This window comes from Lentzea aerocolonigenes (genome assembly GCF_000974445.1).
In the GTDB taxonomy this organism is placed as follows: domain Bacteria; phylum Actinomycetota; class Actinomycetes; order Mycobacteriales; family Pseudonocardiaceae; genus Lentzea; species Lentzea aerocolonigenes.
Genome location: NZ_BBOJ01000007.1, coordinates 369205 through 390615 on the forward strand (window position 1 = coordinate 369205; position 21411 = coordinate 390615).

The window sequence follows — 21411 nt, forward strand, 5'->3', positions numbered from 1 at the left end:
ATCATCTTCATCAGGCGAGAGCGCGGCGGAGGAAGTCGGCGGCCTGGTTGATCGCGGCCTCGGCGGCGTGCGTGCCGCGCAACGCGTTCAGCATCACGAAGTCGTGGATCGCGCCCGCGTACCGGACGGCGGTGACGGGCACGCCCGCCTCGCGCAGCTTGTCGGCGTAGGCCTCGCCCTCGTCGCGCAGCACGTCGGCCTCCGCGGTGATCACCAGCGCCTGCGGCAGGCCTGCCAGCTGCTCCTTCGTGGCACGCAGCGGGGACGCGGTGATCTCGGCGCGCTCGGCCGGGTTCGTCGTGTACTGGTCCCAGAACCACTGCATGCCGTCGCGGCGCAGGAAGTAGCCCTCGGCGAACTGCAGGTACGAGTCCGTGTCGAAGTTCGCGTCGGTCACCGGGTAGAACAGCACCTGGGCCTTGAGCTGGACGTCGCCGCGTTCCTTTGCCTGCAACGTGAGCGCCGCGGCCATGTTGCCGCCGACCGAGTCGCCGGCGACGGCGATGCGCGAGGCGTCGAGGCCGTAGTCGGCGCCGTTGCTCAGGATCCACCGCGCGGCGGCGTAGTTCTGGTTGATCGCGACCGGGTAGCGGGCCTCCGGCGAGAGCGAGTAGTCCGGGAAGACGACGGCGGCGCCCGCCTTCGTGGCGAGCTCGCGGACCAGGCGGTCGTGGGTGTGGGCGTTGCCGAAGACCCAGCCGGCGCCGTGGACGTAGAGGATCACGGGGAGCACGCCGGTGGTGCCGGCCGGCTTCACCACACGGATCTTGAAGCCGTCGAGCTCGATCCACTGCTCGTCGATCGCGGGCTTCTCGATCTCGCCCGACTGGACCTCGTCGACGGCCTTGCGGCCCTCCTCCGGGGCGATCTCGAACAGGAACGGCGGCTGGGCGGTGGCGGCGGCGAACTCGGCGGCGGCGGGCTCGAGGACTGGACGCTTCATGACTTTCCTCCTGGCGTTCCGGGGTGGACGCCATAAAGGTATTGCGCGATTAAATCGCGCACAACGTAATCGTCGCCTCACGCCGTCCGGGAATAACTGCCGCACGACTCGCGCACCGTCAGCGTCGGCCACAGCACGACCCGGTGCACCGGGCGGTCCAGCGGGTCGGCGAGCCTGGCCAGCGCGAGTTGGGCGGCCAGGGCGCCCAACCGGTGCTTCTGCGGGCGCACGGCCGTCAGCGGCGGATCCGACGCCGCGGCCACCTCGTCGTCGTACGACACCACGGCGAGGTCGTCCGGCACGCGCACTCCCCGCTCCCGCGCGCGTTCGAGCAGCCCGATCGCCTCGCGGTCGGCGTGCACGAGGACGGCGTGCACGGAGGCGGCCAGGCACTCGTCGATCACCTCGTCGACCGCGCGAGTCCACTGTGGAGAGCCGTACGGCGGCACGTCGAGCACGGGAACGCCGTGGAACGGCAGCTCCAGCGACGACACGGCCGTCGTCCAGCCCGCGCGGATGGCGTCGCTGTGCGGGCTCTCCCGCGACGTGACCAGGCTGATGCGGCGGTGGCCGAGCGTCGCCAGGTGCCGCACCGCGAGGCCCGCGCCGATCGCGTGGTCGGTCACCGCGGCGTCCAGCGCGATCGTGGGCAGCTCCGGCGGCGGGAGCCGTTCGACCAGCACGACCGGAACGGACTGCGCGCCCAGCCAGCGCAGCAGTTCGACGCCCGCCCGGCCGGTCGTGCTCGGTGCCACCAGCAGGGTCTGCACGCCGCGGTCGAGCAGCTCGGACACCTTGCGGCGGTCCTCCGCGGCGTCGTAGCTGGACGCGCGCAGCACCAGCCGCCCGCCCGCCGCCGCCACCGCGGTCTGCACGCCCTGGATCACGGCCGGCCAGTAGTACTCGACCGACGGCGCGACCATGCCGACCAGCGGGTGCGTGGCGGCGGGACCGACCACGGACTGCGGTCCGCGCGGGGACGGTTCGGCGTGCCGGGGCAGGGTGATCCCGCCGTGCACGCGCACCACCAGGCCGCGGTCGGCGAGCGCCGTCACGTCCCGGCGCACCGTCACCGCGGAGACGCCGAGCAGTTCCACCAGCTCCGGCAATCGGACGGTGCCCTGCGTCCGGACGGCGCGCAGGATCAACTCATGGCGCTGAGCAGCCAACTTCTGGGTCATGTCTTCGCTTCTGATCGTTCCCGAGCGTTTCTGATCGTTTCGTTGACCGGTGAGTGTGCCACGCGTTGAGGTGTCCTCCATCACTCCAGCAGGAGGGTCAGCAATGGAGCTTTCCCCAGCGCTGCGGGCCCGCGGTCTCTCACGCCGCGGTTTCCTGCGCGCCACCGCCGCTCTGGGCGCGGCAGGTCTCGCCGGCGGCTGCTCGGCGACCGCCGCACCACCCGGCGCCACCAAGGTCACCATCTGGTCGTGGCTCACCGGCATGGACAAGTACGTCGCCGCATTCAACGGAGCGCAAAAAGACGTCTTCGTGGAGCTGCGGGTGATCGCGGCCGGCCTGTCCGGCGGGTACGCCCAGCAGACCAACGCGATCAGGGCGCACAACGCGCCCGACGTCCTGCACGTCGAGTACCAGGGTCTGCCGCAGATCCTGCTCACCGGTGGCCTGCGCGACCTCACCGCGGACATGGCCGACCTGGAGAGCCAGTACTCGCCCGCCGCGTGGCGCGGGGTGCGGCCCGACGGCAGGACGTGGGGCGTGCCGATGGACCTCGCGCCGATGGTCTTCTACTACCGCAAGGACCTCTTCGACCAGCACGGCATCGCGTTGCCGCGCACGTGGGACGAGTTCCGCGCGGCGGCAGCGGCGGTCAAGCAGGTCGACCCGCAGGCGCGCATCTGCTCGTTCCCGCTCAACGACGGCTCGTTCTTCGCCGGCATGTCGTGGCAGGCGGGCGATCCGTGGTGGACGGCGCAGGGCGACACGTGGGCCGTCGACATCGCCGGCGAGGGAACGCTGCGCACCGGCACGTTCTGGCAGTCGATGATCTCGGAGAACCTCGTCGCCGGTGTCGTGCACGGCACGCAGGACTGGATCGCCGGGATGCACGACGGCAAGCTGTGGGGCCTGCTCGGCGCGTCCTGGAGCGTCGGCACCCTGGGCCGGTCGATCCCGAAGGACACCGGCCGCTGGGCCGTCGCGACCATGCCGACGTGGAACGGCAAGCCCTCCAACGGAGTGCAGGGCGGCACGGCGTTCGGGATCTCCGCGGAGAGCAAGGCCCCCGAGGCCGCGATGACGTTCCTGCGCTGGCTCAGCACGAACCCGGACGTGCCGAAGATCGGCAGCACCTTCACCACGCCGTTCCCCGCGCACCTGCCGAACCGGGCCGTCGCGCGGCAGGCCTACAAGGGCGGTTACTTCATCGGCGATCCGGTCTACGACGTCCTCGACGAGGCGGCGAAGCGCGTGCCGGACTGGACGTGGGGACCCAACGCGCTGCGGCTGTTCTCGACGATCTCCGACTCGTTCGGGCCGGTCCGCGGTGGCGGGACGACGTTGCCCGACGCGCTTCGGAAGATCCAGCAGAGCGCCGTGGCCGACATGCGCGCCAAGGGACTTTCGGTGCGGGAAGGGAAATCGGCATGAGCGTTCTCGCGCCCGAACGCACACCTGTGCTGGAAGAACGGTCCGCGGAACCGGCCGTGCGGACCCGCAGGAAGGACTTCGCGGGACTGGTCCTGGCCATCCCGTTCCTGGTGCTGCTCGTGGGCACGGTGCTGGTTCCCGTGCTGTACGCGCTGTACCTGAGCCTGTTCACGGAACGCCTGAGCGGCCTGGGTTTCTCCGGTCCCGAGCACGTGTTCGTGTGGCTCGGCAACTACGTCTCGGTCGTCGCGGACAAGGCGTTCCACGCGGGCCTGGGCAACGTCGCGCTGTTCGCGCTGGTGCACATCCCCAGCATGCTGATCGGGGCGCTGGTCCTGGCTCTGCTGCTGGACTCCGCCGTCGTGCGGCTGCGGCGGATGTGGTCGCTGGCGGTGTTCGTGCCGTACGCGGTGCCCGTGGTCATCGGCGGCCTGATCTGGGCGTACCTCTACAGCCCCACGATCGGCCCGATCAAGAACCTGCTCGGCATCGATCCGTTGAGCGACACCGCGGTGCTGCCGTCGATCGCGAACATCGCGACGTGGCAGTGGGTCGGCTACAACATGATCATCTTCTACACGGCGTTGCAGGCCGTGCCGAAGGAGATCGTGGAGGCGGCGCGCGCGGACGGCGCGGGCGGGTTGCGCACCGCGTGGTCGATCAAGATCCCGGTGATCCGGCCGACGATCTTCGTGGCGGTGGTGTTCACCGTCATCGGGTCGTTGCAGCTGTTCACCGAACCCATGGTGCTCAGGGGCTTCACCGGCACGGTGACCAGCACCTGGACGCCCAGCATGTACGTGTACGAGGCCGCGTTCGTGGCCGGTGACAACGGGCGCGCCGCGGCGGCGTCGGTGCTGCTCGCGGTGATCTGCGCGGTGCTCTCCGCCGTCGTCATGCGCTTCTCGACTCGGAGGTCGTCGCGGTGAGCGTCGTGGACAGCAAGTCCCGCTGGGTATCTGTTCCGGCGGTGCACGTGATCCTCGTGGTGGCGGCGCTGTACAGCCTGCTGCCGCTGGTGTGGCTGGTCACGTCGTCGACCAAGTCGCTCGGCGACTTCTCCACCACCGGGGCTTTCGAGTTCGGCGACTGGAACCTGTGGGCCAACGTGAAGGCGTTGTTCGCCCAGGAGAACGGCATCTTCTGGCAGTGGCTGCTCAACTCCGTGCTGTACGCGGGCGGTGGAGCCGTGCTGGGCGCGCTGATCTGCGCCGCGTGCGGGTACGCCATCGCCAAGACGAGCTTCCCCGGCCGAAAGCTGTTGTTCGCGCTGACGCTCACCGGTGTGCTCGTGCCGACGACCGTGCTGGCGCTGCCGATGTACCTGCTCGCGTCGGAGCTCCGGGTCGTGGACACGTTCTGGGCGGTGTTCATCCCGTTGCTCACCAACCCGTTCGGCGTCTACCTCGCCAGGGTGTACGCCGACGCGTCGGTGCCGGACGAGGTGCTGGAGGCCGCGCGCGTCGACGGGGCCGGTCAGCTCCGCACGTTCTTCACCGTGGCGCTGCCGATGATGCGGCCCGGTGTGGTGACCGTGCTGCTGTTCCAGTTCATCGGGATCTGGAACAACTTCTTCCTGCCGCTGGTGCTGCTGACCGATCCGAAGCTCTTCCCCGTCAGCCTCGGCCTCTTCCAGTGGAGCACGCGGCAGAACCAGTTCCCCCAGTACACGCCGCTGGTGATCACCGGGTCGCTGCTCGCGGTGCTGCCGCTGGTGGTGGCGTTCCTGGTGCTGAACCGGCAGTGGCGCAAGGGGCTCGCGGCGGGGAGCGTCAAGTGAACCGTCCCGAGGTCCTCCTCGCGATGAGCCAGGACGTCGCCGACCTCCAGTTCGGACCGCGTGAGCTGGAACGACTGGGGAGGTTGGCCCGTGTCGGCAATCCCCTGGTGGCACAGGACTTCTCGTCCCCCGCAGTGCGCCGCCGCCTGGCGTCGGTGGAGGTGCTGATCACCTCGTGGGGCTGTCCACCTCTGGACGCCGACGTGCTGGCGGCGGCACCCCGGCTGCGGGCCGCCCTGCACGCGGCGGGCAGCGTCCGGTCGCACGTCGGTGACGCCGTGTTCGACCGCGACGTCCTCGTCACGACCGCCGCGCACGTCAACGCCGAACCCGTGGCGCAGTACACCGTCGCGGCGATCCTGTGGGCGTTCAAGAAGGCACCGTTCCTGGCGGCCGACGCCCGCCGGTACCGCGAGGACTGGGGCTACCGCGAACGGCGCGGCGAGCTCTCGGGCCTGGGCCGCACGATCGTGCTGGTCGGGTTCTCGCGGGTGGGCCGCCGGGTCGTGGAGTTGTTGCGGCGGCTGCAGCTCGGCCGGTTGCTCGTGGTCGACCCGGTGGTGGACCCCGCGCTGGTGCGGGCGGCGGGCGCGGAGCTCGTGTCCCTGGCCGAGGCACTCCCCCAGGCCGACGTGCTGAGCCTGCACGCCCCGGCGCTGCCGGAGACGCACCACCTGATCGGAGCGGCGGAACTGGCGGCGCTGCCCGAGCACGCCACGCTGGTCAACACCGCTCGTGGGTCCCTTGTGGACACCGCGGCACTGGAGGAAGCCTGTGCGCACGGACGCGTGCACGCCGTGCTGGACGTGACCGACCCCGAACCGCTGCCCGCGTGGTCACGGCTGTACGACCTGCCGAACGTGGTGATCACGCCGCACGTGGCCGGGTCGCTGGGATCGGAGACCAGGTTGATGGCCGCGGCGGCGCTCGACGAGCTGGAGCGGTACGTGAGCGGGCAGCCGCCGCTGGAGCCGGTGACGAGGCACGGGTTGACGGTGCAGGCATGAGGGGCGGCAGCGGCACGAGCCTGAGCAACTGGCACCGCCTCCTCGACCCCGCGCCCCGGAACTGGACGGCGGCACCAGCATGATCCTCCCTCCCGAGAACCGCTTCCTCTCCCCTCACACGGGCTGGACCCGCGAGCACTGGGAGGCCATCGCCGACCACGTGCTCGACTCCGTCAACCCGTACTGGTCCCCGAGGTGCGCCCGCATCGACCTCCCCGGCGAGCCCAGCCGCTTCGGCCCGGTCTCCGACGGCCTCGAAGGGTTCGCGCGCACGTTCCTGCTCGCGGGGTTCCGGGTCGCGGGTGGTGGCGATCCGAAGCTGCTGGAGCGGTACGCCTGGGGACTCGCCGCCGGCACCGACCCGCACTCGCCGGAGGCCTGGCCGCGGCCGGACCAGCTGGGGCAGGCCAAGGTCGAAGCCGCGTCGATCGCGCTCATCCTGCAGCTGACCAGGCCCTGGCTGTGGGACCACCTCGACGACGGCGTGCGCGACCGTGTCGTCGGCTGGCTCGGCACCGTGGTCGGGCAGCCGTACCCGCCGATCAACTGGGTGTGGTTCCGGATCGTCGTCGAGTCGTTCCTGCGCGAGGCCGGTGGCGAGTGGTCATCGGAGGACGTCGAGCACGACCTGGCGCTGCACGCGTCGTTCCGGCGTGAGGGCGGATGGCTCAGCGACGGCGAAGAGCGCGCGTTCGACCACTACACGGGCTGGGCGCTGCACCTGTACCCGTCGCTGTGGACGCACCTGTTCGACGTGCCGGATTCGCTGTGCTCGCAGGAGACCCGCCGCGCCTGGTCCGACGATCTCGCCCGGTACCTGGAGGACGCAGCCGCGCTGGTCGGTGCCGACGGGTCGCCGCTCATGCAGGGGCGCAGCCTCACCTACCGGTTCGCGGCCGCGGCGCCGTTCTGGGTCGGCGCGATCACGGGTGTGGCGGAGCCCGGGCTGGTGCGGCGCGCGGCGTCCGGGGTGCTGCGGCACTTCGTCGACCACGGCGCGCTCGAACCGGACGGCCTGCTGCGCCTCGGCTGGCACGGCTCCTGGCCCGCGTTGCGCCAGGCCTACTCCGGCCCTGGCTCGCCTTACTGGGCCTCCAAGGGCATGCTGGGTCTCGCGCTGCCCGCCGACCATCCCGTGTGGACGGACGTGGAACGGCCGCTGCCGGTGGAGACGCACGACTTCACCCGCGTGATCGCGGCGCCGGGCTGGCTGGTGTCGGCGAGGCGTTCCGACGGCATCGTCACGGCGGTGAACCACGGCACGGACCACGCGTTGCCGGGAGACCAGAGGGCGGACTCCCCGCTGTACGCGAAGCTGGGCTATTCCACGGCGACGATGCCGTGCGTCACCGACAACTCGGTGGCGCTGGTCGACCCCGAAGGCGCGGCCAGCCACCGCGCGGGCTTCCGGACGTTGTTCGTCGAGGAGCTGCCCGGTGGCGTGGTGGCCGGTGCGTCGCGCGGGTCCGTGCGCTGGGTCGACACCAGCGCGGACGACTCACCCGACCACGGTTCCGGTCGCAGCGGCGAGGTCGTCGAAGGCCCACCGGTGCTCGTGGTCTCCGTCGTGCGCGACGGCGTGGAGATCCGCATCGTGCGGGTCGACGGCGACACGGACGCGCGGCTGCGGCTGTCGGGCTGGCCGGTCGCGGCCGACCTGCGACCGCGCGCGGAGTCCCTGACAGGGCCCGAGATCGTGGTGACCGGTGCGCGCCTGCGCTCTTCGCTGTGCGCCCTGCGCGGGTTCGACCTGGCCGGCGTCGACACCGAGTCCGGATCGTCGCCACTGGGCAAGTTCGTCGCGGTCCCCCGGCTGACCACCGCCGGAGGAGTTCCCCGTGGTGAGGTGCTCGCCGCCGCCGTGCGCCTGGACCGGGGCTGCGGCGCCTTCACCAACCCGCTCTTCCTGCCGCACGGCGACGAGGTCGTGCTGCGGTGGAGCGATGGACTCGACACGAGGATCACCCTGCCCAATTCCTAGGAGGAGCCGTGGTCACCCGCAGGACAGTGTTGTCCGGTGCAGCCGCCGCCGCAGCAGCGACGGCGCTGGGCACCAACGCCAGTGCCGACCAGACCATCGCGATCGACCCCAGCACGAGCTACGGCACGTGGGAAGGCTGGGGCACGTCCCTCGCCTGGTGGGCCAACGTGTTCGGTGACCGCGACGACCTCGCGGACCTGTGGTTCACCACGAAGTCCGTGACCTACAACGGAACCGCGCTGCCGGGGCTGGGCATGAACATCGCCCGCTACAACCTCGGCGCGTGCAGCTGGAACAGCGTGAACGGCGAGAGCATGGTCGCCTCGCCGAACATCCCGCGGTTCAAGCAGATCGAGACCTTCTGGCAGGACTGGAACGTCACCGACCCGAACTCGTGGCAGTGGGGCGCCGACGCCAAACAACGCGCGGCCGTCGTGAAGGCCGTGGCCCGTGGCGCGATCACGGAACTGTTCTCCAACTCGCCCGCGTGGTGGATGTGCCTCAACCACAACCCTTCCGGCGCCGCCAACGCGAACAGCAACAACCTCCAGTCGTGGAACTACCGCACCCACGCCTCCTACCTGGCCGAGGTCACCCGGCAGTTCCGCGACCGCTTCGGCGTCACGTTCCGCACGGTGGACCCGTTCAACGAGCCCGCGTCGGACTACTGGTCGGCGACCGGCAAGCAGGAGGGCTGCCACTTCGACCCGTCCCTCCAACGAACCATCCTGCAGTACCTGCGCGAGGAGCTGAACAACCGAGGCCTGTCCGGAACGCGCATCTCCGCGTCCGACGAGACCAGCTACGACGTGGCACGCAGCACGTGGAGTTCCTTCGACGCCACCACGAAGTCCGTCGTGAACCAGATCAACGTCCACGGCTACCAGGGCTCCGGCGGCCGTCGCGACCTCCTGTACACCGACGCGCGGTCGGTCGGCAAGGTGCTGTGGAACTCCGAGTACGGCGACAAGGACGGCACCGGCCTGTCGATGGCGAGCAACCTGTGCCTGGACTGGCGCTGGCTGCACCCGACGGCGTGGTGCTACTGGCAGGTGATGGACCCGACCCCGGAGTGGGCGTTGATCGCCTACGACCCGAGCACGCTGAGGGCGGGTGCCGTCGGGAACAAGCTGTACGTGCTCGCGCAGTTCACCCGCCACATCCGGCCGGGCATGCAGGTCATCTCCGCCTCCACCGGGAACGCCGCCGCGGCCTACGACCCCGCCGCCCGCAGGCTGGTGCTCGTCGGCGTCAACACCGCGACCTCGGCGCAGACGATCACCTTCGACCTCACCCGGTACGGCACCCTGCCCACCGGGCTGGTCACCCGGTGGTCCACCTCGACGACCAGCGGCAGCGACAGGTACGTCCAGCGCACCGACGTCCGGCTGGACGGCAAGCTGCTGCGGGTCCCGTTCGCGGCGGGGCAGGTGCAGACGTTCCAGCTGGACGGAGTGTCCGCGTGACCGGCGTGCGCTGCTGACTCTCGACGGTGGCTCGCGAGATTCCCGGGATGCCCTGGGTGGTTCCCGGGAATCTCGCGAGGTCGAGGCGGAGGCGATCGGTGTGGCCTGCACTGAACCGGCTGTGTTGTCTTGCGTTGGGAGCGACACCCGGTCGGGTCGCGCCACCTCCGCACTGCGCAGAGCCCGGCCACGACCACGAACCCGAGCGCGAGAACCCAGATTTGTTCGACCATCGATTCGACCGTCGAATTGACGAATCCCACCGCACTGTTGCGATTTCCGCGCCGCGCAACGCCATACTCCCCTCAGGAAAGCGCTTACCTACACCCTGCGCAAGAGGTAGGAGAAGTCCTGTGAACAGGAGAGTGGCAGGTACTTCCGTTTCGACCGTCCTGGCACTGGCGAGCTTCGCGGCACCGGCAGCCGCCGCCCCGGCGGCAACGCTGACCGTGGCGGCCGACGGCAGCGCCCAGTTCCGCACCGTGCAGGCCGCGATCAACGCGGCTCCGGTCAACAGCACCGCGCGCACCACGATCACGATCAAGGCCGGCACCTACCGCGAGGTCGTGCGGGTGCCGGCGAACAAGACCGCGATCACGTTGCAGGGACTGGGTTCGGGTCCCGCGCAGACCGTGCTCGTGTTCAACAACAGCGCGACCAGTCACGGCACGTTCAACAGCGCCAGCATGTTCGTCGACGGCCGCGACTTCGGCGCCACGAACCTCACCATCTCCAACGACTACGTGGAGCAGCCAGGCAACGAGGGCAACCAGGCCGTGGCGTTGCACCTCAACGCTGACCGCGCCGTGTTCCGCAACGTCCGGATGCTCGGCGACCAGGACACGTTGCTGGTCAACGAGAAGACCCGCGCGTACATGGCCGACTCGTACGTGGAGGGCACCGTCGACTTCATCTTCGGGGGCGGCACCATGGTCTTCGAACGCACGACCGTGCACGAGAAGCGCACGGTCGGCGGCCCGATCACCGCTGCCAGCACGCCGGCCGCCAAGAAGTACGGCCTGTTGTTCTACCGCTGCACGATCACGGGCACCACCAACAACACCACGCAGCTCGGCCGGCCGTGGCGGCCTGACGGTCAAGTCCTCTACCGCGAGTCCACCCTCACCTCCACGCTCAAGACCGCGCAGCCGTGGACCGACATGAGTGGCAACTCGTGGAAGAAGGCCAGGTTCTTCGAGTACCGCAACACCGGCGCGGGCGCCGGCACGAACTCCAACCGGCCGCAGCTGCCCGACGCCCAGGCCGGTGACTACACCCCGCAGAAGTACCTCGCTGGCACCGACGGCTGGAACCCGAGGTGAAGCACCGCCGCCCCGACAGGAAGAGCCTCGTACCCCTCATCGGCCTCCTCGCGGCCGCACTGGCCGTCACGGGGACGAACGCCTCCGCGGCGGCCCCCGCCCAGATCTTCATCGCGGGAGACTCCACCGCGTCGACCTACACGTCGTCGCAGGCTCCGCGCGCCGGGTGGGGGCAAGCGCTGCCGGTGTTCCTCACCCCGAGCGCCGTGGCGCGCAACGAGGCGCTGTCGGGCGCCAGCTCGAAGAGTTTCGTCGACCTGGGTCGGCTCGACCGGATCCTGGCGCGGATCAAGCCCGGCGACCACCTGCTCATCTCGTTCGGGCACAACGACGAGAAGAAGGAAGACCCGGCCCGCTACACCGAGCCGTCGACGACCTACAAGTCCTACCTCTCGCAGTACATCGACAAGAGCCGGGCCAAGGGTGCGAAGCCGGTGCTGGTGACGTCGGTCGAACGGCGCCGCTTCTCCAGCTCGGGAGCGATCACGCCGACGCACGGCGCGTACCCGGCGGCGATGCGCGAGCTCGCGCGGGCCAAGGGAGTGCCGTTGATCGACCTGACCGCGATGAGCACGGCGCTGTTCAACCGCGTTGGACCCGAAGGAACCAAGAAGTACTTCATGCACCTCAAGGCCGGGCAGTTCCCCAACTACCCCGACGGTGTGGAGGACAACACGCATTTCCAGGCGACTGGTGCGATCGAGGTCGCGAGGCTCGTCGCCACCGCTCTGCGCAACCAGGACGTGATTCCGCCCCAGGCGTTCTGGAAGCTCGGCGACCAGATTCCCCCGAGCGCGATCGCGTGGCCGAAGTCCGCTCAGTGACCGAAGTCCCGCAACAAGCCCGCGTACCGCTTGGGCGGCGGGACGGCGAACTCGTCCCGCTTGCCGGTGCGCAGACCCATCTCCACCAGGGCCTGCACGGTGAGGACGGCGGACTGGACGCCGTCGACCACGGGCACGCCGATCGCGCTCGCGATCGGCGCAGCCCAGTCCGTCATGCCCGCGCAGCCGAGCACCACCGCGTCCGCGTCGTCCTCCTCGACGGCGCGGGCACAGGCGGCGGTGACGAGATCCAGTGCGCCGGGATCGAGCTCCAGCACGGGGATGTCGCAGGCGTGCACGCCCCGGCACAGCCCGCGCATCCCGTAGCGTTCGGCGAGCTCCCACGCGCGGCCGCGGGTGCGGGACAGCGTCGTCACCACGGTGAAGCCCCGTCCCAGGTAGGCGGCGGTGCGCATGGCGGCTTCGGCGATCCCCACGACGGGCCCGGCCGCGAGCTCCCGTGCGGCGTCGAGTCCGGGGTCGCCGAAGCACGCGACGACATAACCGTCCACACCGGACCGTTCCCCGGCGGCGACCTCGGCCAGCAGACCGGGCACGCTGAGCGCCTCGTCGTAGTGACTCTCGATCGACTCCGGTCCCATCGCCGGGCTCACCGCGTGCACGGTGGTCCCGGCAGCGGCCACGGCCTTGGCGGACCGCTCCACCAGCGCGGTCATGTCCGCGCTGGTGTTGGGGTTCACGACCTTGATGATCATCGCTTGGACGCCGCGGTGTACACGGCCAGGCCCACGATCATTCCGATGAACCAGGTGTACTGCGCGGCGGGCGCCAGCACGGGCACGAGCACCGGCGCCACCGCGACGACCGCGCCGGCGGCGGTCGCGGCGATCGCCTTCGGGTTGTAGCCCTTGCGGTAGTGGTACTGCCCGTCCGGGGACATCGTGAACAGGTCGTCCACCACCACCTTCTGCTTGCGCACCAGGTAGTAGTCCGCGATCAGCACGCCGAACAGCGGTCCGATGAACGCGCCGAGCACCTCCAGCGTGTAGTGGATGACCTCCGGGCTGTTGTAGAGGTTCCACGGCGTGATGAGCACCGACCCGACGGCGGCGATCATGCCGCCCGCGCGCCAGCTGATCTTCTGCGGGCTGACGTTGGAGAAGTCGAACGCGGGCGAGATGAAGTTCGCGACGATGTTGATGCCGATGGTGGCCACGCTGAACGTCAAGGCGCCCAGCACGATCGCGAACGTGCTGTCGACGCGTGCGACCGTCTCGACCGGGTCCGTGATGAGCTCGCCGAACACCGGCAGCGTCAGCGACGTGGTCACGACGACCAGCACCGAGAACACCAGGAAGTTCACCGGCAGGCCGAGCACGTTGCCCCGCTTGACCGCGGCGAACGAGCGGCCGTAGCGGGAGAAGTCGCCGAAGTTCAGCATCGGGCCGGAGAAGTACGATACGACCAGGGCGATCGCGCCGAGCATCACCGGGATCGACGCCAGTCCCGTGTGGCGAACCTCGCCGAGGCTCAGGTCGATCGCGCCCCAGCCCGCCCGGTAGATCAGGTAGCCGGTGAGCACGAACATCACCACGTACACGGCGGGTCCGCAGAAGTCGATGAACCGGCGGATCGTCTCCATGCCGGTCCAGAACACCGCGGCCTGCACGAACCAGAGCAGGGTGAAGGAGGCCCAGCCGAGCAGCGGAAGCCCGAGGAACCCGTACTGCTGCACGTCCGCGTACGGCATCAGCGCCGGGAAGAGCTTGAGCAGCACCACGTTCAGCGCGGCCGACGCCAGGTAGGTCTGGATGCCGTACCAGGCCACGGCGATGAGCCCGCGGATGATCGCCGGCACGTTCGCGCCCAGCACGCCGAACGACGCGCGGCAGATGACCGGGTACGGCACACCCGTCACCTGGCTCGGTTTCGCGACCAGGTTGCAGAACACGTTCACGATGCCGATGCCGACCAGCAGCGCCAGCAGCACCTGCCAGCTGGACAGGCCGAGCATGAACAGGCTGCCCGCGGTCACGTACCCGCCGACGCTGTGCACGTCCGACATCCAGAACGCGAAGATGTTGTACGAGCCCCAGGTCTGCTTCTTCAGCGGCGCCAGGTCCTCGTTGGTGAGGCGCGGGTCGTACTGCGGCGTGGTGCCGATCGCCGGGCGGGAGACTGTATCGGTCATCACCGACTCCTCGTGAACCTGGGATGTGGTGCGAGAAGCCTGGTCCCGGCTTGTTACGCCGTCATGACGCGAACCGTATATCTTTCGCGGGCCGATTCATTCGCCCTCGACGAGCAACCCCGTGTGACGAGGCAATGTGGCCAGTGACGCCCGCAGCCGCCCGTGGTGCGCCCGCGCCGCCGCGACCAGCCGCTCCACGTCCCGCGCCAGGAACGCCGCGAGCATCTCCTCGTGGTCGCGGTGCATCTCCGCCTTCGCGCCGTCCGACACGTGTGCCATCGGCTGCACGGGTTCGGTGGTGTTCCAGGCCGACTCCAGCATCGCCAGCAGCCGGTGCATGCCGCACGGCCGGACCAGCGCGAGGTGGAACCGCCTGCTGTCGCGGTGGTAGCCGCGCACGTCGTGGGCTTCGATGGCGTGGCCGAGCGCCTCGTGGGTCGCGGTCGCCTCCACGTCGTCCTGTTCGGTCGCCGAGGCCACCGCGGCGGTCAGCGCCGCCACCTCCAGCACCTCGCGCACCACGTACAACTCGTGCAACTCGCGGGCGGTCAGCCTGGCCACGTGATAGCCGAGGTTGGGCCGGTGCTCGACGAGGCCCTCGCCGATCAGGGTCTTGAGCGCCTCCCGCACCGGGATGCGGCTCACCCCGAACACCTGCGCGACCTCGTCCAGCGGGATCGGCGTGCCCGGCGGCACCTCGCCGTCGAGCAGGCACCGGCGCAGCTCCTCGAGGATGGACGCCTGGGACCCGCCCGGCTGGTCGCTGACCAGCCGGGCGATCAACGCAGAACGCTTCCGCGGGCCCGCCACGCCCAGCAGCGTAGGCCACCACCCGGCCGGTCGGCCGGTTTCCTCGTGGCCGGAGATCTCCTAGCCTGCGCTCATGCCATTTTGGAAAGCGCTCTCCGTGCTTCTGGCACTTCAACTCGCGACCGCGGCCACTCCGGCCCTCGCGCACCCCTCCTCCTGCGCTCGCCCGGACGTGCTGTTCTGCGAGGACTTCCAGTCCGTCCCGCTCGGCGGCGCCACCAGTCTCAACTGGGGCGTCGACACGAGCCACGGCACGCTCACCGTGGAGAGAGCCCCACGCGGCCAACGGGTTCTCCACGCGCACACCGAGCGCAACGGACGTGCGTTCCTGAAGGTCGAGGACTTCGCGCCGCCCGGCAACAGCTTCTACGGCCGGGTGCGGCTCAAGGTCAAGGCCTTCCCGCGCAAGCCCGACTGGGCCCACTACACCCTGATCGAGACCACCGGCCAGGGCGCGGAGATCGTGCGGCCGCTCGGTGGTCAGTACGTGCCCACTGTGGACCGTGCGCTGTGGGGCGTGGGAGCCGACGGCGGGCCGACCGGTGACTGGACGAACTGGCGCGAGTCGGCGCCGTCCCGCGAGGACGTGTGGCAGTGCGTCGAGTGGCGGATGGACGCGTCCGACAACCGGGTCGAGCTCTGGTTCGACGGCGTCGCCCAGCCGGATCTGACCGTGTCGACGCGCAGCCACGGCGGCAACCCCGTGGACTTCGTCTTCCCGCGGTTCAACACCGTGAAGTTCGGCTGGCAGCTCTACCAGCCCAACGACGGCGCGTACGACCTCTGGATGGACGACATCGCGCTGGCCACCAAGCGGATCGGCTGCTGACTCCTCCCGGACCGGCGGGCGCCTCGACGAGTACGGGGCGCCCGCCTGTTGAGACGGTGAATTCCTTCTGCCCCAAGGAATCGACGTCGATTCGATGCGATTGTCCGCATCGACATCCGGCCCTAACCTGGCTGCACGCGGCGATTCACCTAGGGAGACAACTGTGCGGAAAACCCTGCTGGCGGTGGCAGCTCTCGCGGTCCTGCCGTTCGTCACCGCCGCCGCTCCGGCGTCCGCGGACCAGCCCGATTGCGCCCCGGCGGCCACGACTGCGTCGACGAACGCCGCGAGCGTGAAGGTCTGGCTCGCCGGCGACTCGACGATGGCCGACCCGCGATCGACCTGCCCGGTCGGCTGGGGCAGCCAGTTCGACGCGTTGTTCAAAGACGACGTCACGGTCGTGAACGCCGCGGTGGCCGGTCGGAGCATCCAGACCTGGCTGTACGAGTCCAACGTGCAGAGCACCAAGGACTCCGCCGGTGAGTGCGTGGTGAGCCCCAAGACGTTCCACCAGCGCTGGCTGACCATGCTCGATCCCGCCGCCGGGATGAAGGCCGGCGACTACCTGATGATCCAGTTCGGGATCAACGACGGCGACCGCAACTGCCCCCGGCACGTGGGTTCGGCGCGCTACAAGGAACTCCTCGCCCTCATGGCCAAGGCGGCCAAGGACCGCGGCGTCACGCCGATCTTCCTGACGCCGGTGTCGGCGATCAGGTGCAGCGGCAGCACGGCGGTGGCCACCCGCGGCTTCCTGACCGAGACGTTCGACGCGGCCAGGAGCGCCGGAGTCACCGTCGTCGACCTGCACAAGCTGAGCTACACGCTCTACAACACGCTCAAGCTGTGCCCCAACGACGGTGACTACACCAGGGGCCCTGTCGGCGCCTTCTTCTGCAACGACCACACCCACTTCGAGGCCGCCGGTGCGAAGCAGATCGCCGGGGTGGTCGCGAAGGCCTTGCGCGACCAGCGAATCCCTCTTTCCAGCTACCTCAGGTGACCTTGCGTCCCACCGCGGCGAGGCCGGTGAACCGCTCGGGGTTCTCGTCGACCTCGTCGAGGTTCTCCGGCCGCCACAGCGGCAGGTACACCACACCGGGATCGACCAGCTCGAGGCCGTCGAACAGCGCCCGCACCTCGGTGCGCGAGCGCATGGACATCGGCGTCGCCGTGCGCTGGTACAGGGTCTGGTGCTCGTCCGCGCGCTGTGGCTGACCTTCGTGCGTGGCGTGCGACATCACGAGGAAGCTGCCCGGCGCCATGGCCTCGCGGTAGCCGGCGACCACCGCGGCGGGGTCGTCGGCGTCGGGCACGAAGTGCAGGACCGCGACCATCATCACGGCCACCGGCCGGCTGAAGTCGAGCAGGCCGGTGACCTCGGGAAGCTGCAGCAGCAGGTCGGGACGGCGCAGGTCGGCCTGCACCACGGCCGTCTGCGGGTCGCCCTTGAGGATCGTGCGGCTGTGGGTGACGGCGACGGGGTCGATGTCGGCGTAGACCACCCGAGCGTCCGGCGCGGCCGCCCTGGCGACCTCGTGCACGTTCCCGGCGGTGGGAATGCCGGAGCCGAGGTCGAGGAACTGGCGGATGCCGGCGGCGACGCAGAACCTCACCGCGCGCCGCAGGAACGCCCGGTTGGCCTGCATGATCAGCGGGAGGTCCGGCCACATCGCGATGGCCTGCTCGGCCATCTCGCGGTCGGCGGCGAAGTTGTGCGCCCCGCCGAGGTAGTAGTCGTACACGCGGGCCGCGCTGGGACGGCTGAGGTCGATGTCGCTGGGCAGCGCCGACGGTTCCGTTGGCATGCAGGTCCTCGCTTCCCGGGGCTGATCGAACGAACACGGTAGCCGACCCCGCGCGTCACGGCCGGAGGTCCCTGACGGTGAGCGCGGTGCCGGGGACCGGGTCCTCGCCGGGGAACTGGAGCTGCCACGCGGACGGCGACTCGGCCTCGACCTCGATCCGGTCGCCGCTGCGGCGCGTCCGGAACGTGGAGCCGCCGACCTCGGTCGTGATCTCGGCGCCGTCGTCGAGGTGGTGGATCCGCAACGTGACGCCGTCGGCGTAGTCGTAGTCCGGGCGGTCGTCGACGGCACCGAGCGGGAGGACGGTGTTCGGCCTGACCAGCAACGGCACGGTGAGGAAGTCGCATGTCATCGTTGTCCACCGGCCGCCGGGCACCTCTGCGCCGGTGAAGAAGTCCGTCCAGGTGCCCTCGGGCACGTAGAAGGACACCCGGCCGCTGTCGGAGAACACCGGCGCCACCAGCAGGCTGTCGCCGAGCATGTACTGCCGTTCAAGGTGCGTGCACGCCGGGTCGTCGGGGAACTCCAGCGCCATCGCCCGCATCATCGGCGTTCCGTCGGTGACCGCCTGCGACGCCGCGTGGTGCAGGTACGGCATCAGCCGGGCCTTCAGCTTGGCGAACACCCGCAGCACGTCGACGGCCTCCTCGTCGAACAGCCACGGCACCCGATACGACCTGCTGCCGTGCAGGCGGCTGTGCGACGACAGCAGGCCGAACGCGATCCACCGCTTGAACAACGCCGGATCGGGGGTGCCCTCGAAGCCGCCGATGTCGTGGCTCCAGTAGCCGAACCCCGACAGGCCCAGGGACAGCCCGCCGCGCAGGCTCTCGGCCATGGCCTCGTAGGTCGACTCGCAGTCGCCGCCCCAGTGCACCGGGAACTGCTGCGATCCCGCGGTGGCGGCACGCGCGAACACCACCGCCTCGCCGTCACCACGGCGTTTGCGCAGCACCTCGAACACCGTCTGGTTGTAGAGGTAGGCGTAGTAGTTGTGCATGCGCTCGGGATCGGAGCCGTCGAAGTACACGACGTCGGTGGGGATGCGCTCGCCGAAGTCGGTCTTGAAGCAGTCGACGCCCTGGTCGAGCAGAGCGTCCAGTTTGGACGCGTACCACTCGCGGGCGGCGGGGTTCGTGAAGTCCACCAGCGCCATGCCCGGCTGCCAGAGGTCCCACTGCCACACGTCACCGTTCGGCCGCTTGAGCAGGAAGCCGCCTTCGACCCCCTCGGCGAACAGCGGAGATCGTTGCCCCACATAGGGGTTGATCCAGACCGAGATCCGCAGGTCCCGCGACTTCAGCCGGTCCAGCATGCCCACCGGGTCCGGGAACGTGCGCGGGTCCCACTCGAAGTCGCACCAGTTGTACTCGCGCATCCAGAAGCAGTCGAAGTGGAACACGCTGAGCGGCAGGTCGCGTTCGATCATGCCGTCGATGAAGCCCGACACCGTCTGCTCGTCGTACGACGTCGTGAAGGACGTGGACAGCCAGAGGCCGAACGACCACGCCGGCGGCATCGGCGGCCTGCCGGTCAGCGCCGTGTACTTGCGCAGGATCTCCTTCGGGCTCGGGCCGTAGATCACGAAGTACTCCAGCGACTGCCCTTCGACGCTGAACTGCACGCAGGACACCTTCTCCGAGGCGACCTCGAACGACACGTGACCCGGATGGTTGACGAACACGCCGTACCCCGCATTCGTCAGGTAGAACGGCACGTTCTTGTACGCCTGCTCACTGCTCGTGCCGCCGTCCGCGTTCCAGATGTCGACCGTCTGCCCATTGCGCACCAACGGCCCGAAGCGCTCGCCGAGCCCGTAGACGACCTCGCCGACGCCGAGAGCGAGCCGGTCCCGGACGTAGTGCCTGCCGTCCAGCGTCATGAAGCCCATGCCCTTGGCCGCGCTGGACGTCAGCACCTCGCCGCCGGCCGCGAACTCGACCTGCCAGTCGCGGCTCACCTTCACCTCCAGCGCGCCGGACGTGAGGGAGTCGCCGGTGAGGCGCACGTGGGGCTCTGTCCTGTCGAGGCCGAACTCCGGTTTCCTGGGGAGCCCGCCCTCGAAGTGCGTCAGGCTCACCCCGATCACGTCCGGCATCGGCGAGGAGAACCGGACGGTCGCCACCGGACCCTGCAGGAGGTCGCCGCGGTGCCGGATCGGGCGGGTCGGCGCGTGGACCACCAGCTCCCCCGCCGCCGGGGTGATGTCGTAGACCTCGACCGGATGCGCCGCCTGCACTCCGTCGCGCAGCAGCCAGTAACCGTTGCTGAACTTCATTCGACCGCTTTCACCGCTCGAATTCGAATCGAATCGCTTCGATTCTCTTTTGTCACGGGAGACATTAGCGATGACGTGCCTGGTGAGGAAGCCTCGAAATTCCCCCGCATTCGCGTTCCCGAACGAGTTTTCCGTGGCAGTTCTCGATCAGCGCACGAACACCGGCGGCTCGTCGGCGGCCAGGTCGTCCGGCAGGTGCAGGCCCTTCTGCCGCGGCACGAGCTCGGACTGCAGCACGATCGCCGCTGCCCCGATCGCCGGTGCGGACGCGGCCGACGGCGACAACCGCACGGAGACGGGGTGGGCGTCGCGGGCGATGAACGCGGTGTCGAGCTCGGCGCGCAGGACCGGGAGGTAGACAGAGCCGGCGACGGCGAAGCTCGGGCCGGTCAGGACGAGCACTTCCAGGTCCAGGACGCCGGCCAGGGAGCGGGCGGCCACGGCGATGTAGCGGGCGGAGCGTTCCAGGAGAGCCAGGGCCCGGGGGTTGCCGTGACGGGCTGCGCGGCTGATGGCGGCGAAGTCGGAGGCGATGGGGGTTCGGGCGGGCGTGCGGCGCAGAGCTGCCGTGGTCTTGGCGGACGTCCGGGCCGGTGCCGCGGGCTCCATCCCCGCCGAAGCCTCACCACCGATCCCGTCCCCCACCCGGTTCACCGCCGCGCCACCGGTCCCGTCCAGCACCCGGCCCAGCGCCGCACCCGGCACCACAGCTCGCGCCCCAGCACGGCTCCGTCCACCCACCAGCCCGGCCGCCCGCCTCAACGCCCGATCCGCCCGAGCCTGCGCCACCACCGCCCCCGGCCCCGCCAACGCCTCCAGGCATCCCCTGGCCCCACACCAACATTCCGGACCATCGACGTCCAGGCACATGTGCCCGATCTCGCCGGCGTGCCCGCTCGGTCCCCGGTGCGTGGCCCCACCGAGCACCACCCCGGCACCGAGCCCGGTCCCCATGTACAGCGCGGCGAACGTCGCGGAGGCCCCGACCCCACCGGACCAGTGCTCGCCGATCGCCGCCGCGGTCGCGTCGTTGTCCAGCACGACCGGCAACCCGGTCGCCTCCTCCAGCGCCTGAGCGAACTCGCCGAGCGCTGACGGACGCGCCGACACGAGGCCCAGCCCGAGGATTCGATCGCGTTCGACACCCACGCTGTCGATCAGCGCGTCGACCTCGCCGGCCATCGTGGCGACGAGACCGCTGCCCGCGCGCGAGATCCGGGCGACGACGGCGCCGCCGAGGTTGGTCAGGACGTACGTGATGCGTGCGTCGTCGAGGTGGACGCCGACGGCGTAGCGCGCGAAGTGGTTGAGCTGCAACATGACCCGGCGCTTGCCGCCGGTGGATTCCGCGTGACCGGTCTCGGCCACGAGGCCCTCGTCGATCAGGCCGCGGACGACCGTGGAGATCGTGCCGCCGGTCAGGCCGCTGGCGTTGACCAGGCCCACCCGGCTGATCATGCCCGCCGCGCGGATCAGGTCCAGCACCGCAGCTCTGGTGCTGGCGTGGGTCACGCGCGCCGGTCCGCCCACCGCATTCCTCCGTCGAACGACGAACTTTCCTCATCGACAAGTCGCGACCAGTAAAGCATCCAGGAGCGTTG

General features: G+C 69.9%; 18 protein-coding genes. 10 read left to right on the forward strand and 8 right to left on the reverse strand.

The genetic code is table 11. The features are described 5' to 3' along the window. Positions 1–10 precede the first annotated feature (10 nt). Both AOM45_RS16225 and AOM45_RS16230 read right to left on the reverse strand, forming a co-directional pair. Entirely contained in the window at positions 11–943 is a 933-nt protein-coding gene (locus AOM45_RS16225) for an alpha/beta hydrolase (protein ID WP_030470542.1), read from the reverse strand. Positions 944–1020: 77 nt separating this feature from the next. Then, positions 1021–2124, reverse strand: a complete 1104-nt coding sequence (locus AOM45_RS16230) for a substrate-binding domain-containing protein (RefSeq protein WP_030470541.1) — start codon at positions 2122–2124, stop codon at positions 1021–1023. 103 nt (positions 2125–2227) lie between these two features. Between AOM45_RS16230 and AOM45_RS16235 the strand changes: the two genes are divergently transcribed. The 8 genes from AOM45_RS16235 to AOM45_RS16270 all read left to right on the forward strand — a co-directional run bounded on the left by AOM45_RS16235 (position 2228) and on the right by AOM45_RS16270 (position 11933). Further along, entirely contained in the window at positions 2228–3553 is a 1326-nt protein-coding gene (locus AOM45_RS16235) for an ABC transporter substrate-binding protein (RefSeq protein ID WP_030470540.1), read from the forward strand. Continuing rightward, on the forward strand, positions 3550–4482 hold the full coding sequence (locus tag AOM45_RS16240) for a carbohydrate ABC transporter permease (RefSeq protein ID WP_030470539.1): 933 nt from the start codon (positions 3550–3552) through the stop codon (positions 4480–4482). Before AOM45_RS16235 ends, AOM45_RS16240 begins: the two co-directional genes overlap by 4 nt. Positions 4483–4523: 41 nt before the next feature. After that, a complete protein-coding gene (locus tag AOM45_RS16245; protein WP_030470538.1) occupies positions 4524–5333 on the forward strand; it encodes a carbohydrate ABC transporter permease in 810 nt (269 codons plus the stop codon). Continuing rightward, positions 5330–6340 (forward strand): hydroxyacid dehydrogenase, encoded by a 1011-nt coding sequence (locus tag AOM45_RS16250; protein ID WP_236703686.1) that lies wholly within the window; start codon positions 5330–5332, stop codon positions 6338–6340. The genes AOM45_RS16245 and AOM45_RS16250 overlap by 4 nt, the downstream gene beginning before the upstream one ends. A gap of 79 nt (positions 6341–6419) precedes the next feature. Continuing rightward, complete coding sequence (locus AOM45_RS16255; protein ID WP_030470536.1) at positions 6420–8321, forward strand: DUF2264 domain-containing protein; 1902 nt, start codon at positions 6420–6422, stop codon at positions 8319–8321. An 8-nt stretch (positions 8322–8329) separates the two neighbouring features. Continuing rightward, entirely contained in the window at positions 8330–9787 is a 1458-nt protein-coding gene (locus tag AOM45_RS16260; RefSeq protein ID WP_030470535.1) for a glycoside hydrolase, read from the forward strand. 353 nt (positions 9788–10140) lie between these two features. Continuing rightward, positions 10141–11109 carry a pectinesterase family protein gene (locus tag AOM45_RS16265; protein ID WP_063757124.1) on the forward strand — a complete coding sequence of 323 codons (969 nt, stop codon included), beginning with the start codon at positions 10141–10143 and terminating at the stop codon, positions 11107–11109. Beyond that, positions 11106–11933 carry a rhamnogalacturonan acetylesterase gene (locus tag AOM45_RS16270; RefSeq protein ID WP_030470533.1) on the forward strand — a complete coding sequence of 276 codons (828 nt, stop codon included), beginning with the start codon at positions 11106–11108 and terminating at the stop codon, positions 11931–11933. Before AOM45_RS16265 ends, AOM45_RS16270 begins: the two co-directional genes overlap by 4 nt. Here AOM45_RS16270 and AOM45_RS16275 read toward each other — a convergent pair. The 3 genes from AOM45_RS16275 to AOM45_RS16285 form a co-directional block, all read right to left on the reverse strand. Beyond that, the gene (locus AOM45_RS16275; protein WP_030470532.1) at positions 11927–12649 is read right to left on the reverse strand and encodes an aspartate/glutamate racemase family protein; all 723 of its coding nucleotides are present in this window, start codon (positions 12647–12649) and stop codon (positions 11927–11929) included. The two genes, AOM45_RS16270 and AOM45_RS16275, sit on opposite strands and share 7 nt — an antisense overlap. Then, positions 12646–14085, reverse strand: a complete 1440-nt coding sequence (locus tag AOM45_RS16280) for an NCS1 family nucleobase:cation symporter-1 (RefSeq protein WP_030470531.1) — start codon at positions 14083–14085, stop codon at positions 12646–12648. Before AOM45_RS16280 ends, AOM45_RS16275 begins: the two co-directional genes overlap by 4 nt. A gap of 96 nt (positions 14086–14181) precedes the next feature. Beyond that, positions 14182–14895: a GntR family transcriptional regulator gene (locus tag AOM45_RS16285; protein ID WP_030470530.1), complete on the reverse strand. Its 714-nt coding sequence runs from the start codon at positions 14893–14895 to the stop codon at positions 14182–14184. Positions 14896–14968: 73 nt separating this feature from the next. Here AOM45_RS16285 and AOM45_RS16290 point away from each other — a divergent pair, with 73 nt between their 5' ends. Both AOM45_RS16290 and AOM45_RS16295 read left to right on the forward strand, forming a co-directional pair. Then, a complete protein-coding gene (locus AOM45_RS16290) occupies positions 14969–15724 on the forward strand; it encodes a hypothetical protein (RefSeq protein ID WP_030470529.1) in 756 nt (251 codons plus the stop codon). Positions 15725–15887: 163 nt separating this feature from the next. Further along, a complete protein-coding gene (locus AOM45_RS16295) occupies positions 15888–16727 on the forward strand; it encodes a GDSL-type esterase/lipase family protein (protein WP_201779984.1) in 840 nt (279 codons plus the stop codon). On the opposite strand, the gene AOM45_RS16300 is transcribed toward AOM45_RS16295, so the two are convergent. From AOM45_RS16300 to AOM45_RS52890, 3 genes are all read right to left on the reverse strand, one after another. Continuing rightward, positions 16720–17532, reverse strand: coding sequence for an SAM-dependent methyltransferase (locus tag AOM45_RS16300; RefSeq protein WP_030470527.1), 813 nt, complete (start codon positions 17530–17532; stop codon positions 16720–16722). The two genes, AOM45_RS16295 and AOM45_RS16300, sit on opposite strands and share 8 nt — an antisense overlap. Before the next feature lie 55 nt (positions 17533–17587). Then, positions 17588–19810: an alpha-xylosidase gene (gene yicI, locus AOM45_RS16305; RefSeq protein ID WP_081902446.1), complete on the reverse strand. Its 2223-nt coding sequence runs from the start codon at positions 19808–19810 to the stop codon at positions 17588–17590. Between the two features lie 147 nt (positions 19811–19957). After that, positions 19958–21340, reverse strand: coding sequence for an ROK family protein (locus tag AOM45_RS52890; RefSeq protein WP_030470525.1), 1383 nt, complete (start codon positions 21338–21340; stop codon positions 19958–19960). Positions 21341–21411 lie beyond the last annotated feature (71 nt).